Raw genomic sequence first — 18495 nt, 5'->3', positions numbered from 1 at the left:
TCAGTTCTCGTCCGAGAAGAGGGTTCGCATCGTGAACGCATTGCAGAACGGCCATTTCGACTCCACCACCGCGCTCGCATGGGCAACGTTCACCGAGAATCTGCACGCCCGTCTTCGATCCCTCCCCGAGAGGGACTACATCACGGTCACCGCCGCCCAGGCCAGTCCCGGCGAGCGTGGTTTGCGGCCGTACATCGACGTGGCCGCCACGGACGGCGACGCCCTGGTGTCGGTAGCGGCGCTTCCCTCGCTCCTGTACCCGCACGCTCCCGATCCGACGGCCATGGATGTGCAGTTGCTCGACTTCGGCTGGCTGGACCGAGGCAAGCCGGTAGCAGACGGGTCGATCATCGATCTCACGCGAACCGACACCCGCGCAGACGGTGCGCTCGTCGCGGAGATGATCACGCGCGCATTCCGCGAGATCTGGAACGTTCCGCATCCGTCGTTCCTGAGTGCCTGGAGCGTAGCGGCGGACGGTGCCTCGTCGGGGCCGGTCGACCTGCAGCGAGGTTCGGTCGGTCGACCGGTGACGGAACGAGCCGAGGAGCCGTCGGAAACACCGGACGACGTTCCCGCCGAGCTGAGGTCACTTCAGACGCTGTGCCAGATGATCGGCCGAAAAGTCGACGTGCACACCGTTCGATCGGTGTGTGCCGCCGGCGATATCGACGCCTTGAAAGCCCGCGCTTTGTCTCTGCACAGAGCGGCCGCCGTGCGAGCTCGCCCGGCCGCCGACGCAGGTCGCGAAAACTCGTCCGAAGTGTGGAAAAACCTGGCCCGCACCTGGCTTCTTGTCGCCCACAGCATCGACGCCGCGACGAAAGCGGACCGGCACGCGTGCCGCTGACCGGCTGCAGTAGTTCACAGGATTGTTCGCCGCAGGCCGCTCGCCCGGAGCACCTGACGCTCGACGCCGGCACGGATGGCCTCCTCGGTACCGATCACCCGCACATGTGATCGTGCCCGGGTGATCGCTGTGTACAGCAGTTCTCTGGTCAGCAGTGTCGATGCCTCGGCCGGTAGCAGGACCGAGACGGTGTCGTACTGACTGCCCTGGCTGCGGTGGATGGTCATCGCGTACACGGTGCGTATCGAGGAGAGCACGTTCGGGTGGATCAACACGTGTCCGCGCCCTCGGGCGAAGGCCGCCATCGGGGTTCCGTTATCTCCCGACACCACAACTCCGGTGTCTCCGTTGTAGATCCGCGCCTCGTGATCGTTCGCCGTTACCAACAACGGCTGACCGGGGTACCAGAGCGAGGGATCGAGAAACATTCCGGTTCCCTCTCCGACCCACTCCATTGCCTGCCGGTCCCACCGCGAGACTCCCCAACGACCCTCGCGGTGCGCGCACAGCAAGCGGTGCTTCTCGAGCCCCAGCAGCGCTTCGTCGGCGTCGCCCCGGACCGCGGCGGCAGTGACCTCTGCTGCAGTGTCGATCACGTCGGAGCGCAGCGCATCCACGTCGTCGGGACCCTGGAAAGAGATCTGGTCCGCTCCGGACTCGAGGATCGCCATCACATCGTCGGCGCGCCCGTCTCGAACTGCTACGGCCAAGCGGGCTATCGCGCCGCCGAACCGTCTGCCACGACTGAGCCGAACGACGCCCCCGCGCAATCGGTCCCGCTCGAACGCGCTCAGGGTGGCTTCAGCGGGATCCTCGGCGGCTGAAAAATCGGCATCGACCAGGTCCGCCAACACCGGGTTCTCGGTGCCGGTGACCGGGCGGGCCACCAGATCTGCCAAAACCGCGCCCGCATCGACCGACGTCAACTGATCCGGGTCGCCGACGAGAATCAACCGAGACTCGGGACGTGCGGCCTCGAGCAATCGGCACATCATCGTCAACGACACCATCGAGGTTTCGTCCACGACGATGACGTCGTACGGCAATCGATTCTCGGCATCGTGTCGAAATCGCGTCTTACTACCGGGCTTCCATCCCAGAAGTCGGTGCAGCGTCATCGCTTTCAGGTCCGTCGGGAGGCCGAGGAGTACGGCTTGCTCCGATACCGACTCCTGCAATCGAGCGGCGGCTTTGCCGGTGGGCGCGGCCAGACCGATGCGCAGGTCACTGCCGTGTTGGCGGACCAGCAGCGCCAGGATTCTCGCCACCGTGTGGGTTTTTCCGGTTCCCGGCCCGCCGGCGATGACCGTGGTCCACTGCGTTGCCGCCAGCGCTGCTGCTATTCGCTGCCGATCGGGAGCGGCCGTCGGTGCACCCGATTCGTCGATGAACAGGGCGGCCAGGGCGTCGCCGATATGGGCTGGATCTGCCGGCGGATGGGACTGCGATCGCTCGGCCAGAACGTCGCGAATCATGCTCTCCTGCAGATGATACCGATCCAGGTACAGCAGCTCACCCTGGTCGGTGTCGACCAGCTTCAGTGGCTTCAACGGTCCGCTGGGGCTGCCGACCACGAGCGGACTGACTCGGAGGGCTCCGAGAACCTCGACGAGCTCGGGCCACGGCAGTGCGCTCGGGTCGATATCCGAATCCTCGTCGACCGTGATGTCGCGCAGTCGTTGCAGATCCAGGCACACCGAACCGGATCGCACCGCGCGCACCGTCAGTGCAGCCGCCAACAGCACGTGCTCCGAGGACTCCCCCGCCAGCGCACCGAGGCGCAGCGCCACGTGCACGTCGGATGCCGACAGCACACCCGCATCATTGAACGTCCGCAGAATCCCGCTGCCGCGCAGCGCAATCGAGACGCCCGTCATCGACTTGCCCTTCCTGCCAGCAGATCCGAAAGCTCGACTACCAGAGCTGCGGGCGGATCCCAGTCGAACACCCCACACCCGGCGGGGGTCTGCGGGCCCACCATGCCCCGCACGAACAGGTATCGAACACCACCGAGGTGCACCTGCGGGTCGTAATCCGGTTGACGCCATCGCAGATATCGATGCAGCGCAACGGCATACAGAATTGCCTGCAGCGGATAGTGCGAGCGCATCATCTCCGCGGCCATCTTCTCGCGCGTGAAGTTCTCGGTGGTCAGATCCCCTCGGGCGAGCCGATTGGTCTTGTAGTCCACCACGACGTAGCGCGGTCCGGGCACCCGCAGAACCGAGTCGATACTGCCGGTGAGAAAACCGCGCAGCGGTGTCGCCTCGATACCGTCGAGCAGGTCTGCATAGGGCGCAAGCACGTCCGTCATGGGAAGGTGGTCTCGCAGCAGGCGCGCTACGGATTTCAGGGTGACGGTCGCCGTCACCGGATCGTCTCCGCCGGCCAAGGGCAACTCGAAGTCCAACTCTGCGAGGTGGTCGGCCGGCGCTACGTCGGCCAGTGTCCCGAAGCCCAGAGGGGTCTGCATCACCGGGAGAAGGGCCGCGGCCAGCGCCACCGGGTCGACCTCGGCCATCCGCGACGCGACCGCCGCGGCGCAACGCTGCTCGAGTTCGGCCAGCAGATCGGGAGCGGAGGTGTCCACGTGTTCGAGCGCCTCGTGGACGAGCGTTCCGAATGCCGCACCGGCAGGCATGCCGTTCATCGGTGACGCAATTCCGTCCGGCTGTTCGCCGAAGCCTTCGCTGCCTACCGGGGGCTCGGCAGGCTCGTCCGTCTTCTCGGGATGCTCGGCCTCGCTGGTCACTCCCATCTCCGGCTGGACAGGAGCGCCGTCGTGGGCGTGAGCTGTCAACGCGGAGTACGACGTTCGACGCCACAGCAGGTCCAGAGTTCGATCGAATCGTGCGGCGGCCACGTCGAGGTGCGCCTGCTCGGGCCGGTTCCAGTGCGCGGTGGACGGCGCGCTGGGTCCCACCGGTTCGATCGAGATGAGGGCGGCTGCCGAGCCCACCCAGGATTGGAGTCGGTTTGCGGTGGTCGCATCGTCGAGCACCTTGAACGACGGTTCCGGCTGCGCAATCGCGGGGATACGACCGAACAGCATGCGGTGCAGAGAGGACGTGGCGGTATTTCGCCCCGGTGCCCACCACAGCACGATCTGACTCTCGGCGCGGGTCAGCCCCACGTAGAGCAACCGCAGTTCCTCGCCTGCCTCCTCTCGGTCGCTGAGAATCTTCCTGGCCGCGTAACCCGCACCCGACGGTCCACCGACGTCCCGAATTCGCTCGCCGTTCTCGTGCAGCAACAGCGTCGACGGCTTGCTGAAGTACAACGTGTCCCAGGCGTACGGGAGGTAGACGACCGGAAACTCGAGACCCTTGCTGCCGTGAGTCGTCATGATCTGCACTGCGGCGGAATCACTGTCGAGTCGGCGGCTGCGGTCGGTTGGTCCGCCCGCTGCCGGTTCCTTGATGCGGTCGGTCAGCCAGCGGGTGAGTGCGGTGATTCCGTAGGACTCGGACACCGCTGCGCGATTGAGCAATTGGGCGATGTGCCGCAGGTCGGTCATCGTGCGTTCGCCTGCTTCCACCGCGAGAAGCCGCGCATCGAGCCCGGATTGGGCCGACACCCGCTCGAACACTGCCGCGAATCCGGCCTCGTCGAACAGAGTCGAGTACTCACGTAGTCGGCTGCTGACCTGGGACAAGGCCTCCTCGGCCCCGGAATCGAGCTGAGCGGCAGTCCAGCCGAGTAGCGGGGTGAGGGCGGCGAGCCGGACTCGATCGGTGCGATGAGGTTGTTCGATCGCCTGCAGCAGCCACAACCAATGTCGGGCACTCTCGGTGCCGAACACGCTGGTACTACTCGATACGACGGACGGCACGCCCACGGCGTCGAGTGCGTCCCGAATCAACGCCACCTGCTTCGTCGTTCGAGTCAACACCGCAATATCCCGCGGTTCGATCACCCGGGGCCCGTCCGGGCGGTCGATCACCGCGTGTCCGGACAGCAGCTCGACGATGTCCGCCGCAACGTCTGCCGCAACTCTGGATCGAAGTCGATCGACTGCCGGGAAGCCTTGCCGCAACGGCCCTGCTCCGGATCGACCGAGATAACGCAGCCGCAGTGGAGGATGTCCGACCATGCGCGAGAGGGGGTTTCGAGCCTCGACTCGGTGGACCACGATGTCGTCGTGACCGAGAGCTGCGCCGCCGTAGAGATGGTGCAGGGCATCGAGCAGCCCGGAATCACTGCGCCAGTTGGCGGTCAGCTCGTACAGATTGTCTGCGGACTGCACTGCGTCGAGATAGCTCAGAACCTCGGCTCCACGGAACGCGTAGATGGCCTGTTTCGGATCACCGACGAGGATGAGCGTGGTGAATCCGTGAAAGGCCCGCCGCAGAATGTCCCACTGCATCGGGTCGGTGTCCTGGAACTCGTCGATCAACACGACGCGGAATCGGTCTCGCACGCGGGCGCATGCGGCCTCACCGTGCACGGGGTCGGACAGCACCGAATGCAGCAGGCCGAGCAGATCGTTGTAGTCACGCACCCCGAGCAGGCGCTTGCGACGTTCGATCTCCTGCCGCGCTTGCATGGCGAATTGCACCCGCAATGCGGGCTCACGGTTACCGTCGTCCATGTCCTCGGTGTCTGGGTACAGAATCGACTGCTGGTCGCCCACGGCGGACAACGCCAACTGTTGCGCTTCCCGTCTGCTGAATGCCGGTGCCTCGTCATCGCCGCTGAACATCTGCAGATAGAGATCGTCCACGACCTGTTCGAGGAGATCCGAGACCGATTCGACGAACGTCGATTCCGGTTCGCGCTCGCCCGCTATGCCGAGACCGTCGAGCATTCGTTGACAGAAACTGTGGGTAGTGACGATGGTGCCGGCGTCGAAGTCCGACAACGCTTTTCGCAACCTTTTCCGACGCCGGTCCACTTCGGCGTCGTCGACCGCGGCGAGGAAGGCCACCAGTGGATCTCGGGCTGCTCGGGCGGCGTGCGGGTCTGCCAGGTCGCGTGCGATGGACGCGAACCTGCTGCGGGTGCGGTCTCGCAGTTCCTGGGTTGCAGCCCGACTGAAGGTCACCAGAAGCAGGTCGGAAATCTCGGCGATTCCCTCGGCGATGTAGCGCGCGGCCAACCCGACGATTGCATACGTCTTACCGGTCCCAGCGCTGGCTTCGAGCACGGTCGTTCCGGTCGGCATCGAACCGAGTAGATCGAAGCCGCGGGCGGCGGTCATGCGTTCCCCATGTTCTCGGCGGTCAGCAACGGGTCCCACAGCTTTCGAGCGAGAATTCCGAAGCGGCTCTTCTCGTTCGACGGCTCGGTCTCGTCGGCCAGCGGGGTCGCAGCAAGGAGGGTCTGGAACGACAGGGCGGGGCCGTGGACGTACCGCAGTGATCGATCGGTTCCGTCGCCGAAGTCACCGCGCCACGCCCAGGTGGCCGAGTCGTATGCGTCCTCGATGGATCCTCCGGCGAACCGCTTCTCCGCGTAGGCCGACGCGGTGCCGGTCGACATGGGCAGCGGTGCTGCCAATCCTCGATCGCGCAGTTCGACCAACTCCTTCAGGACCGCGACGGGATCACGCGGGGCGGTCAATCGAGATCTACGAGGCGGGCGCAGGCCGCTCGCCCGCCCGATGGTGACGGCGGTCCATTCCCCTCTCTCGGATGACGCAACCGCCAGGAGGCGCACCCACGCCGCCAGGCGATGCTTGGCCGCGAGACGTGAGTAGGACGAGCGCGCAAGCGTGCGGCCGTGAATTCCGGTGACGGTACCGGTCAGGCGTCGTCCGTCGCCGAGATCGACTGCAACGTCTGTGGTCTCGGCCGGACCCTCGTGGAATGGCCCAGCTGCGTCGGCGATGATCCCGACGATCTGCCGGATGTCGGTCATCTCACGTCGGCCCTGATGGAACGGTGGCAGGGTGCCACGCCGCCACTCGGCGTCGGCGAACTCTCCGATGTCTCCGCCTGCGAGCACCGCGGCGAGCATCCGGTCGCCGATGTTCCACCGCGACAACGGGTCCAGCTCGATGTCCAGGCTGTCGGCCAGATCATCCTCGAGTTCCGGAACTCGGAAGCCGAGCCGTTGGCGCAGAAATGCCTGCACCGGATTCTCTACGAAGGCGATCAGTTCGGCGAGTTCGACGTCACCCCGTGGTGCGGGCGGCAACGCGTCGGGCAGGAACGTCGGCACCGGGCTGGGTGACCGCTGCACCGCCACCGCTCCCGCCAGGGCAACGGAGTCGAAACTGAACGGATGCTCGGCCTCGAAGTTGTGAGGATCGAACGGCTGCAGCGGATGCCGATGTTCGACGCTTCCGCCCGCGGTCACCTCGAGCACGTCCATGAGCTCGCGCAGTGGGATCGCGGGCGGCTTGGCCGATCCGTCGACGGGGTCTGCTCCGGTGTAGAAGAGCAGTAGTTTCTCCTCGGCGGACATCACCGCGTCGAGAAGCAGTTGCCTGTCCTCGCTGCGAATGTCACGCTCGCCGATGGCCGGGTCGCGGGCGAGGATGTCATCACCGTCGATGCTGCCCACGCGGGGGAACACCTCGTCGTCGAGTCCGAGGAGTATCACCACTCGGTGCGGTACCGAACGCATCGGGACCATGGTGCACACGGTCAGCTCGCCGGTACGGAAGTTCGCGCGGGTGGGTCGGCCTGCCAGTCTGCCTGCCAGCATGGCGCGCACGTCCGCGAGCCGAAGCCCGGCCGCACCGCCGTGTTCGGTGGCGTCGGCTATTTCTCGATGCGCCTGTGCCAGTTGCCATTCGTCGGCGGTGGGCACGTCGGCGAGCAGGTCGAGCGCGCGTCCCAGTTGCCGCGACCATTCGACCACCGATGCCGGGCCCGCGAGTGCTCGGAGCACCGAGGCGAGTCGATCGACGAGCTCGGCGAGACGACCGGCAAGGGTGATGTCGTTGCTGTCGACATCGTCGAGAGGCAGTGCGAGGTCGAGGAATTCGTTCCGGGTCTCATCCGCGGCCACCCCAAGGAGGATGCGATCGAGGGCCGACTTGAAGGTGTTCTGCCGGAAGTTGTTCAAGCCGAATGCTTCTCGCTGCCGAACTGTGAGCCCCCAACGGGCGCCGGAGGTCGTCACCCACTCGCGCAGCCGCTCGAGATCATCGTCGGTGAAGGAGAATTTCTCGCGCACCGGGCCACTCGCGGCAAAGTCCAGCAGCTCGCTCGCTGTCACCCGGCCCTCCGAGAAGTCCAGCACGGTGGCGATGACATCGAGCACGGGGTTGGTGCGGCGCAAGGCTCGGTCGGCGAGGCGCACGCGCAGGCGGTGTCCTGGATGCACGAGCGCCGCCTGCCCGAAGTTCGCGCGGATCAGCGGGGCGTAGGTGTCGACGTCGGGGCACATCACCAGTACGTCCCGTGGTTCGAGTGTCGGGTCGTCGGTGAACAGATGCAGCAACGATTCGCGCAGAACTTCGACCTGCCGGGCAGGGCCGTGACACGCGTGAATCTGCACCGTTCCGTCGATGCACGTTTCGGCGCCGCTGGATTCGAAGGGAGGAAACGCGTCGGCGGTGATATCCGACTGGATCCGGCCGAGCAGGGTCTCCGCAACTGCGGGGCCCTCGTGGTGCACGGTGTGCGTCACCACCGACGCGACAGTTGCCTGCAGTTCGCGCACGTCTCGCGACAGACTGGACAACAGTGGGTGCTCTACGGCCAGGGCCGTCGTGTCGTCTCGTCGGCGCGTCACCGCGGGGAGCTCGGCGAGGGTGTTCCACATCGCCGGGCTGGGATGCGGAACCCAGATGTGCACGTCGCGAGCGTGCGACAGCGCGTCCAGTATTTCGAGTTGATCGGTTGTCAGTCGCGTCGGACCGAACACCGACAATCGACTCGGTAGGTCGACCGATTCCGGTGCGTCCCGCAGTCGTTCGCATGCGTGCGGCAGCCGTTCGGCGGGGCTCGGGCTGCCGATCCGCTCGCGCATCATGGCCCACACTCGTGGCTGCCACAGCAGGTCGTCGTCCAGTTCGCCGCCGTGGCCGTCGGTGAACCGCCCGTCGAACCAGTCGCGCAGCATCTGGGGCCGCTGAGAACCGTAGGTGCGAAACAGTTCTGCCACATGCGATGCCGTCGACCAGCGACGTCCCGCACGATGGTCCTCGGAACCGGCACCGAGGTGTTTGAACAGCACCGTCGCCCAGGGTTCGGTGCGGCACTCGTCGATCACCTCCAGCGCGGTCCAGACCACCCTGCCCGACGCCCACGGATCGTCGTCGGGATCGATGTCATCGACGGCAGCTACAGCGCCCGAGACCAACCGCGCCGGGCTCGGAAAGTCGATGTTCGCTGCGATGCCGTCGCCGTACGACGTGCCGAGTGTGCTGGACAGCCGCTGGATGAGCCATCGCTCGACGCCCTTCGCCGGGACCGACACGATTTCGGGCGCGAACGGGTCGTCCAATGGCACGGAGAGGACATCGGCGAGTGCAGCCGCCAGCGTTCCTGCGCGTTCGGCGCGGTGGAGCGTCAGCACCGTTGGGGTCCCCTGCCTGCTCGTTTCCAAGGCCCGTATCGGGACTGGTGACGACCCTACTCGAGACACCGACAAGTTCTGCGCGATGACTCGAGCAGTCGACGCGGGTCAGTATCTGCGAAGTCGAACTACGCGAAGGAGAACGGAATGTTCGAGCACGTTTTTGCTGTGGTTGCGGTACGAGATATCGACACGGCGCGAGATTGGTACGAGCGGTTGTTCGATCGCCGGGCCGACAACAATCCGATGCCCGGACTGGTGGAGTGGCAGGTGGCTCCCGGTGCGTGGGTCCAGGTGACCGTCGACCCCCAGCGGGCAGGCTCGTCGATGTTCAACGTTGCCGTCGCCGATCTCGAACTGTTCGTCGATACCGCTCGTACACGCGGCGTGAATTTCAGTGACATCGCCGACGCCAACAAGGGAGTCCGCCTGTCGACGGTCTCCGATCCGGACGGCAACTCCATCACAGCAATCGGCAGCTTCCGCGAGCACTACTGATCGGGCGGTTGGCATTCTACTACGGGATGTAACGACGAACCCGGTCGGTGCGACATGGTGAACGGAAATGCGACCGACCGGTTCGAATAGAACGAGACGGTTGCTTCCGGTCTCGCGGGTGACATCTCGGCCGCGACATCGACACCTCTCGCGACCCGAACGGACCCTCGACATGACCAGCGCCTACCCGCCACCCTTTCAGCGCCCGGCACTTGAGCCACACACGCCTCGCCGCCCCCTGTTCGGGAAGTTATTTGCTTGGGTCGCAATCATTTTCGGTGCCATCTTTTTGATCGGAGCCCTGGTCTCGCTCGAGTTCGGTGCGGTACTGGTCGGCGCGTTGCTGGTCGGGGCCGGCGTCGCGTATCTGCGCTCGTCACCCGAGCGGGGCCGCAAGCCCTGGGCAGTACCGGCCATCGCCGTCCTCCCGGCCCTGATCTTCATGGGACTGACCACCACCACCGAACCCGAGGCCCCTGCCGTGGCCCCGGTCGCTGCCGTGCCCGCCTTGCCGACCGTCACGACGACCACCGTGCCGCCGTCGACAACCACCCCTGCACCGACCACGACGACCACCGCGGCACCCACGACCGAGTCCGTCGCCGCTGTCGTCGCGGTGCCTACGACATCGGAGTACATCCCGCTGCCAGAGCCCGAACCCGTATACGTCCCCGAGCCCGTCTACACACCCGAGCCCGTGTACATACCCGAACCCGTCTACACCGCTCCCGCGCCGTTGGTCGACGTGCCTCCCGTGGTTTCGTATGCAAACTGCGACGCTGTGCGAGCCGCTGGTGCAGCACCGATCTACGCAGGCGAGCCTGGGTACAGCCTGAAGCTAGACCGCGACAAGGACGGGATCGGCTGCGACACCTGATTTCGTCACGTCCCCTCTCGGCTGGGGGCACAGTTCGTCGAAACCGGACATGCCAGCAGATAAGCTGACACGCATGGGATCGAAGCGGCCTGCCAACCGCGGACAGAAACGTGCAGAAAAGACCAAGGCCCGGCAACGGCGTCACCAGCAATCCCGACCGGCCCCGACCGGTGTCGACACCGAACGAATTGCCGACCTGATCGACGGGTTCGTCGAGTGGCTGGACGAGAGCGAGATGTCGGAACAGTCGGAGGCCATCGCGCGGCTCGTATCGTCGACGCTGACTCAACTCTCCGGTGCGCGCCCCGGCTTCTCCCCGAGTGCCTGGCTTCCCGCCGATGCCCACCTGCTGGTCGATGCGGCCGAACGCATTCTGCAGGAAGAGTCCGAGACCGCGGAGGACACGGCAGTCAATCTCGTTCTCACGTCATTGCAGTTCCTGACATTCCTGGACGAGACCGACCTGTGGGACGGCAGCCCCGAGGATTACGCGCACTGCATGGAAGACCTCTCGGACTTCCTCGAGGGCGACGAGCCCGACATGCTCGACGCCGACGACATCGACCTGCCCGACGTTTCCCTGGCCCAGGAACTCGCCGCGATTTCGGCGCTGCCGCTTCTACCAGCCCTCGACGAGATCGTCGCGCGAGTGGCCGACGGACTGGCCGTGGGCGAGGACGCCGACCTGCAGCGCGCCGTCGGTTCGGCCCTGCTCGATCCAACCCAGCCCGGTGTGGGTGCCGCGGTCGACTACTGGTCGACGGCCATTGCCACCGAACTGATTCGCATCGACGGTGACACCGCCAGGCCGGGAGACAGTGCCCATTCGCTGGCCGGCCGCGAAGCCGAGACCGTGCACGAGTTGGTTGCCGAACATGTTCGAGTGCAACTCTCCGGAGATGCCGGCGACCCGGATGTGTCACGGTCGCTGGCCAACACGTTCGCGGTGCAGACGCTCCTGGCGGCGATGACCGACGAGCTACCGATCAACAACGAGGGCGAGGACTACGCCGATCTCGAAGGCGAGGACCTGCGTACGGCGCAGTTGATCGACCATCGTGTTCGATCCCTCATCGAGCAGGGCATCCTCGTCAGGATCGAGGAGGTACTCGCCGTTCCGCACGCGTTGCGTCCGGCGGTGTTGGACGGTGTTGCCGAGGCCCAGCCGTTCGGTGTGATCGACGAGGACTCGCAGGACGACCCGCTCTACAGTTCGGCCCCGGATCCGGCGTCGTCGTGACCGCCCTCGCGAACACCGAGACCTTGTCGGTGGTCGCCGCTAGCGTGGCCGACAGTGCGTTACGTCAGCGCGATCTGGGTAAGGAGCCGACATGAGCGATTCACTCGAGTTCGACTTCGACGTCGACGCTGCCTGGATGCAGTTCCAGCGCAGACTCGGCGATTACGTCTGCTCCATGCGTGACGGTGATGCGCTGGTCATCGAGTCGCGATACGACAGCACCGACGGCGTTCCGGACACCGCAGCGTGCGTGCAGTTCTATGCGTGGGATCTCGATATGGTCCGCTGCGAGATTCCGGCGAACGAGCACCTGCACAGTAGCCGCGCCATCACGGCCGAGCAGCGGGAAGCTCTGGCCGCATTGGGTTTTCGTATGTCGGTGGATTCCGAGCCGACGGCACCGCACGTGGATCGCAACCGATCGTGGTCCGATGATCTGGCGAAGAAGACCGTCGCGGTGTTCCGCGACATCTGGGGTCTTCCCCATCCGTCCTTCCTGGGCTCACGGGCGACCGGCCGCTACGACGTCCCGAGTTTCGACGCCACCGCCGTCGAGACCGACCCGACCGTCGTCCCACTGTGCGTACAGCCCAAAGGGAAGGAACACCTGCAGCAACTCGTCGATCGTGCACTCGAACCATGGTTCGGCTTTCCGCCCGATCACGACCCCGACGGCGACATCCCGCTGCGTTTCGTCAACGGCACCGCGTACGTGTCGGTCAAGCCCACCGAGCCAGTCGTCGAGATCAATTCGACTCTGGTCCACGCCGTGTCCGGCCGAACCCGCGCAGCCGAGTTGCTGGTCGATCTCAATCTTCAGCTACCCGACGTGATGCTTCACCTGGTTCAGGACTGCATCGTGGCGCAGGTACGGGTCAGCGGGTCACCGTTCGTCGCCGATCACCTGCTGTGGGCGGTGCGGATGCTCAGCCACGTGTGGGAGCAAGTCGACGAGAAGTTCGCGGAGGATTTCGGCGGCGCACTCGGAGAGCCGACGCCGCCGCCGGTCGACGCGGACGACTTTCCGGACGGTCTGCTCGACTTGGTCGAACTCGTCGCCGGGTCCGAAGAACCCCTGGATCCGGACACAGTTCTCACCTGTTGCGCCTCCGATCGCGACGTCGTCGTCTCCTATCTGCGCATCAGCGCCGAGCAGGAGGCGTCGTGGCGTGGGATGGCCGTTGCTGCGGATCTGGGCGACGAGCACTGCGACGTCGACGAAGCGGATCGAGAAGCCGTCAACTGGGGCCGCGCCGTAGCCGCGCTCCGCGAGGTGCTGCGCCGCACCCCCGAGCAGGTCACGCCTGTGGTCGATCCGTCTGCGATCCAGCTGCAACTGTTCGAGACCGACGAGGTGGCAGAAGTATCCGACGAGCGTTCGGACGATCAGTAGACGGCATCCGAACGTGAGTTTCCCAACACGCTTCCCTTTCGTGTTAACTGGGGTTACATTAACTCTATGTTCGCACTTCGTTTGGAGAAGCCATGACACTGACGACAGGCACCGTCGCGGGTTCTGATTCCGGAGCCGTTTCGGTCGATACCGACGCCGCAGATGAACAGCAGTACATCGAGACCCTCACCTTGCTGTCCGAGGGTTCTGTGCACAAGCACTTCGATCCGTACGTCGACATCGACTGGGAGTCCGAGAAGTTCGCGGTGCCCGCAAACGATCCCCGCTGGGTACTCCCGTCGAAGACGGACCCGATCGGCGGCCACGCGTGGTACCGAGCACTTCCGCTCGAGAAGCAGATCGAGATCGGCATGTGGCGTCAGGCCAACGTGGCGAAGGTCGGTCTGCAGTTCGAGAACATCCTGATTCGCGGCATGATGCAGTACGTGTTCTCGCTGCCCAACGGCTCGGCCGAGGCGCGCTACTGCACCCACGAATCCATCGAAGAGTGCAATCACACCCTGATGTTTCAGGAGATGGTCAACCGCGTCGATTCCGACGCCCCCGGCATGAGTCGGCCCATGAAGATGCTCTCGCCGTTCATCCCGCTGTTCGCGACGCTGCTGCCCGAGTTGTTCTTCGTCGGCGTGCTCGCGGGCGAGGAGCCCATCGACCACATCCAGAAGTCGGTCCTGCGGTCCGGTGAAGAAATTCATCCGATCATGCAGTCCGTCATGGCAATTCACGTTGCAGAGGAAGCCCGGCACATCTCGTTCGCGCACCAACTGCTGCGTCGCCGAGTCCCCAAGATGTCCAAGGTCGGACGGTTCCTGCTGTCCCTGGCCTTCCCGATCACGATGCGAATCCTGTGCGACGTCATCGTGATTCCGCCGAAGAAGTTCTGGACGAAGTTCGACATCCCGAAGCAGGTCAAGAAGGACCTGTTCTGGGGCACAGAGGAGTCGCAGCACGCGCTGCAGGACTACTTCGGTGATGTGCGCATGCTGGCCACCGATACCGGCATGATGAACCGCGCTGCCCGGTTGATGTGGAAGTTGTGCGGAATCGACGGCAAAGCGTCGCGGTTCCGCAGCGAACCCGACCGCAGTTCGAGCCAGTTCGCCGCATAGCCTTCTCACTCCCCGCCGTCAGGAATTCTCATGCCCCACGTCGTCACCCAATCATGTTGCAGCGACGCGTCGTGCGTTTACGCATGCCCCGTCAATTGCATTCACCCCACTCCCGACGAGCCTGATTTCCTGACGGCGGAGATGCTTCACATCGACCCGCAATCGTGTGTCGACTGCGGCGCATGCGTCTCGGCCTGCCCGGTCGACGCCATTGTGCCGCAAGCGAAACTGACCGATGCTCAACTTCCGTTCCTGACGATCAATGCGGACTTCTACAAGCAGGAGCGCCCTCCGCGACCCATCCTGGCACCGGTCACCCCGGCGGCGACGGTATCGAGGGATCGCCGGCCGCTTCGAGTCGCGATCGTCGGATCGGGCCCCTCTGCCATGTACGCCGCAGACGAACTGCTCACGCAGCCGGGCGTGAAAGTCGATGTCTACGATCGGCTTCCGCAACCGCACGGTCTTGCTCGGCTCGGCGTCGCACCCGACCATGTAAAGACGCGACAGGTCTCGCTCCTGTTCGAAACGATCTCCGCGCAAACGGGTTTCACGTACCACCTCGGCGTCGAGGTCGGCAAGGACGTCACCCACGACGAATTGATGGACACCCATCACGCCGTGATCTATGCAGTCGGGGCATCATCGGATCGCGAGCTCGGAATCCCCGGTGCCGAACTACCCGGTCGTAGTTCGGCAACGGACTTCGTCGCCTGGTACAACGGCCACCCCGATCACGCTCACCGCACATTCGATCTGTCGCCCGAGCGTGTCGTCGTCATCGGTAACGGCAACGTAGCACTCGACGTCGCCCGCATCCTGACGATGGATCCGGATGCGCTCGCCCAGACCGACATCGCGCCGTACGCGTTGGAAGCACTGCGCCGCAGCGCCGTTCGTGAAGTGGTCGTTGTCGGTCGCCGCGGCGTTGCGCAGTCCGCATTCACCGTGCCCGAGTTCGCCGGGTTGCTGACAGTCCCTGATATAGACCTGGCTATCGACCGCAGCGAACTCACGCTCGATCCGGTGACGGTCCGGCTCGCGGGGACCAACGATCTTTCCCATGCCGTGGCGCAGAAGCTTCAACTGCTTCGCCACGTCGACGAATCCCCCGAACACAGCGACGGTCGCAAGCGAATCACATTGCGCTACCTGCTCTCCCCCACCAGGATCCTGGGCACCGATCGCGTGACTGGTGTCGAGTTCGACCGAATGGGCCTCACCGCAGACAGCGACGACATGATTCGCAGCGTTCCGACCGGTGACGTGGACATTATCGACGCGGGGCTGGTTCTCACCTCGATCGGTTACCGCGGTGTGGCACTGCCCGGGGTGCCGTTCGACGACCGCGCAGGCATCATCCCCAATGCCGGTGGCCGCGTACTCCGAGAAGTGGGCGGCCCAACATCGGTCGGCAGCTACGTCACCGGGTGGATCAAACGAGGACCTTCCGGCTTCATCGGCACCAACAAATCCTGCGCCCAGGAAACCGTCGGCCATCTGGTCGACGATTTCAACGCCGGCCGCCTGACGGATCCGATCGAGTTGCCGAGTACCTGGTCTGCGGGCACGAGCCGTAATCCACTGCGCCGGTCGAAAGAGAAGTTGCTGACGCTCCGCCGTTCCTGACAGCTCGCCCGCTTTACCCCCCCTTCCCCCGCTGCGGATCAATGCGCCCGCCAGTCACTCCAACTGCAACAAAGCCGCATTCATTCAGGTGTGGCGAGGGTCTCGAGGCGGAAGAAGGCGGCGTGAGGTTGAAGCGTCGACCATCGGGGTACAAGTTGGCATCGGCCACCGAGCAGCGGCGGGCCAACACTTCGAGGAGACCGAGATGTCGGCCCTGCGACGCATCGCGAAGACTTCTGTCCCCATGGTCGGTATTGCGGTGGCGCTGATATGCGCGGCACCCGCCAATGCCTTGCCCACACCGAGCGACCTCGCCGATGTTCCGTCCCGAACCGCGTTGTCCTACGAACACGTGCCGACGGGAACCTATGTCGGCAGCGCGGAGGACAATTCCGCTCGCCCAGGACTGTCGACGGTCAAGCTCTACATGGCCGATTACGTCGTACGCTTCGGCGATGGTTCTGCGCGAGACCGCGATCTCGCCGCCCGCATGATTCAGGTCAGTGACGACGGAGCGGCCTCCGTGCTCGACGCGAAATATCCTCGCGCCATCTCCTCGACGGCCGGTGAATTCGGACTGACTTCGACGTCGAGGGGTTCGTTCTGGGGCGACTCCTACACCAGCACCGCAGACACCGTGCGGTTCCTGGCCGCAAAGAAGCGAACCGATCCCGCGAGTCCGGTTCTCGCCTGGATGAACTCGGCGGCACCGGTGGCGGCCGACGGCACGGTGCAGGACTGGGGTACGCAACAGCTGGCCGATGTGACGGGGAGCAAGTGGGGATGGGCCGACGACGGCTCCAGCGTCGTCGCGTCCGCCTCGATCGGTGACGAGTTCGTCGTCGCGTCGAACACCTACGGATCGCGCAGCTCTCAGACCGACGACGTCATGGCGGGTCTCGGCGGCATCGATTTGACGGCACCGCCCACCGCTGACCCCGTTCCGAACCTCCCCTCCATTCCCGGCCTGCCGTCGGTCGAGGAACTGCTGCAGATGCTCTCTCCTCGCTGACATGTTCGAATAACTTGTCGGACCCCTCCCCTACTCTGCGAGTCACCGAAAAATTCGGGGGTCACACCGGGGGACGTGGAGGGGACGACGATGAGTCGTATCGATCTGGACGGTTTTTTCAAATACGCACACGCTACGAATGTGCGCGAGGGTTCCGATCCGAACGAACTGCTCGACAGCGGAATAGGTTTCGCGCAGTTGGGATCGTCGACCAAGGACATGACTCGGCTGATCGCGGAACGCCTGGCCGCTGCGGAAGATACCAACAGAGCAGTTTCGGTGCACAATCGAGCGACTGGAATACTCGACAGTGCTCTCGACACGGCTTTCGAGAACGGTTGGCAGCCGGCCGAACTGGTGCACGTCACGCGTCAGTTCGCCGGAGTCGACGGCGCAGTGGTGATGGCGGAAGCCCTGGGCTCACACGCAGCGCGTTAGCTCCGCCGACAGCCTCGCTCCGGATGCTTGGCGTGACCAACTGTCCGAGCTGCGAGCCGAGTCCGCAGGCGGCACAACAGCCGAGCGCATTCAGCGATGGCGTGCCACCAACCGCCGATCGTCCGCGCAATCCTGGTACACACTGTTGCTCGTACTCGGTTGTTCGACATGGCTTTTGCCCATCGAGAAGCTCCTGCCTCCTCCTAGTCGATGGACCGTGCAGTCAGCAGCGGCCGGTACCGGGCGGGTCTCGGACTCGAAGATGCTCGCCAGGATAAGGGGACTCCTGGCCAAGGCGGAGTCGACGCAGTTCCCGGCCGAGGCCGAGGCATTCTCGGCCAAGGCCCAGGATCTGATGACGCGGTACGCCATCGACAGCGCGCTTCTCGACGCGAGCAGATCCCGCGACTTGACCGACGATGTCATCACTCGTCGCATCATGGTGAGCAATCCCTACTCGAAGGCCAAATTGCTTCTGCTGCACTGCGTGTGCAATGCCAACGGTGCCAGGACATTGTGGAAGAAGCGGTACCTACTCGCCAGTGTCATCGGACTGCCCGTCGATCTCGATCTGTGCGAACTCCTCTACACCTCGCTACTCGTCCAATCAGCGCGCGCACTCGACGAGGTTGCCGATTCGCCGACGGCGAGGACCCGCAGTTTCCGCAACGCATTCTTGATCGCGTACGCCCACCGAATCGGCGAACGACTGACCGAGGCACGCGAGCGCGCAACTGCGGCAGCAACTCGGCAACACGGCTCTGCGCTGGTGCCCATCATGGCGAAACGGTCCGAAGCCGTGGACCGGGCAGTCGCTGCCCGGCATCCGTCGACGAGAACCATCAGGTTCAACAGCGACAATGCGGCGGGGTCGTATGCCGGCCGCGCCGCCGCCGAACGCGCGGACATCACCGGTGGGCGCGAGCGCATCGATACAACCGACTTGGCCTCCTAGC

The 18495-nt window shown here is 64.9% G+C and carries 13 protein-coding genes; 10 read left to right on the top strand and 3 right to left on the bottom strand.

The genetic code is table 11. The features are described 5' to 3' along the window. Positions 1-31 precede the first annotated feature (31 nt). Positions 32-850, top strand: a complete 819-nt coding sequence (locus ACNEOT_RS23635) for a TY-Chap domain-containing protein (RefSeq protein ID WP_415977103.1) — start codon at positions 32-34, stop codon at positions 848-850. Between the two features lie 14 nt (positions 851-864). Here ACNEOT_RS23635 and recD read toward each other — a convergent pair whose 3' ends face one another. The 3 genes from recD to recC are packed head-to-tail and all read right to left on the bottom strand — an operon-like array spanning position 865 to position 9322. After that, positions 865-2727 carry an exodeoxyribonuclease V subunit alpha gene (recD, locus tag ACNEOT_RS23630; RefSeq protein ID WP_415977102.1) on the bottom strand — a complete coding sequence of 621 codons (1863 nt, stop codon included), beginning with the start codon at positions 2725-2727 and terminating at the stop codon, positions 865-867. Beyond that, entirely contained in the window at positions 2724-6050 is a 3327-nt protein-coding gene (locus ACNEOT_RS23625) for a UvrD-helicase domain-containing protein (RefSeq protein WP_415977100.1), read from the bottom strand. Before ACNEOT_RS23625 ends, recD begins: the two co-directional genes overlap by 4 nt. Then, positions 6047-9322 carry an exodeoxyribonuclease V subunit gamma gene (gene recC / locus ACNEOT_RS23620; RefSeq protein WP_415977099.1) on the bottom strand — a complete coding sequence of 1092 codons (3276 nt, stop codon included), beginning with the start codon at positions 9320-9322 and terminating at the stop codon, positions 6047-6049. Before recC ends, ACNEOT_RS23625 begins: the two co-directional genes overlap by 4 nt. 147 nt (positions 9323-9469) lie before the next feature. Here recC and ACNEOT_RS23615 point away from each other — a divergent pair, with 147 nt between their 5' ends. From ACNEOT_RS23615 to ACNEOT_RS23575, 9 genes are all read left to right on the top strand, one after another. Next, entirely contained in the window at positions 9470-9820 is a 351-nt protein-coding gene (locus tag ACNEOT_RS23615; RefSeq protein WP_415977098.1) for a VOC family protein, read from the top strand. Between the two features lie 289 nt (positions 9821-10109). After that, a complete protein-coding gene (locus ACNEOT_RS23610) occupies positions 10110-10697 on the top strand; it encodes an excalibur calcium-binding domain-containing protein (RefSeq protein WP_415977097.1) in 588 nt (195 codons plus the stop codon). Between the two features lie 73 nt (positions 10698-10770). Next, complete coding sequence (locus ACNEOT_RS23605) at positions 10771-11937, top strand: hypothetical protein (RefSeq protein WP_415977096.1); 1167 nt, start codon at positions 10771-10773, stop codon at positions 11935-11937. 91 nt (positions 11938-12028) lie between these two features. Then, the gene (locus tag ACNEOT_RS23600) at positions 12029-13330 is read left to right on the top strand and encodes a T3SS (YopN, CesT) and YbjN peptide-binding chaperone 1 (RefSeq protein ID WP_415977095.1); all 1302 of its coding nucleotides are present in this window, start codon (positions 12029-12031) and stop codon (positions 13328-13330) included. Between the two features lie 92 nt (positions 13331-13422). Beyond that, positions 13423-14460, top strand: coding sequence for an AurF N-oxygenase family protein (locus ACNEOT_RS23595; RefSeq protein WP_415977094.1), 1038 nt, complete (start codon positions 13423-13425; stop codon positions 14458-14460). A gap of 30 nt (positions 14461-14490) precedes the next feature. Beyond that, positions 14491-16089 (top strand): FAD-dependent oxidoreductase, encoded by a 1599-nt coding sequence (locus tag ACNEOT_RS23590; protein ID WP_415977093.1) that lies wholly within the window; start codon positions 14491-14493, stop codon positions 16087-16089. 205 nt (positions 16090-16294) lie between these two features. Then, positions 16295-17101 (top strand): hypothetical protein, encoded by an 807-nt coding sequence (locus tag ACNEOT_RS23585; RefSeq protein ID WP_415977092.1) that lies wholly within the window; start codon positions 16295-16297, stop codon positions 17099-17101. Positions 17102-17191: 90 nt separating this feature from the next. Further along, positions 17192-17539 (top strand): hypothetical protein, encoded by a 348-nt coding sequence (locus tag ACNEOT_RS23580; RefSeq protein ID WP_415977091.1) that lies wholly within the window; start codon positions 17192-17194, stop codon positions 17537-17539. A gap of 217 nt (positions 17540-17756) precedes the next feature. Beyond that, positions 17757-18494 (top strand): DUF2786 domain-containing protein, encoded by a 738-nt coding sequence (locus tag ACNEOT_RS23575; RefSeq protein WP_415977089.1) that lies wholly within the window; start codon positions 17757-17759, stop codon positions 18492-18494. Position 18495 lies beyond the last annotated feature (1 nt).

Source organism: Rhodococcus sp. 077-4 (assembly GCF_047782425.1).
GTDB lineage: Bacteria > Actinomycetota > Actinomycetes > Mycobacteriales > Mycobacteriaceae > Rhodococcoides.
The sequence above is the reverse complement of the archived record's forward strand: the minus strand, read 5'-3'. Positions and strand labels throughout refer to the sequence as shown.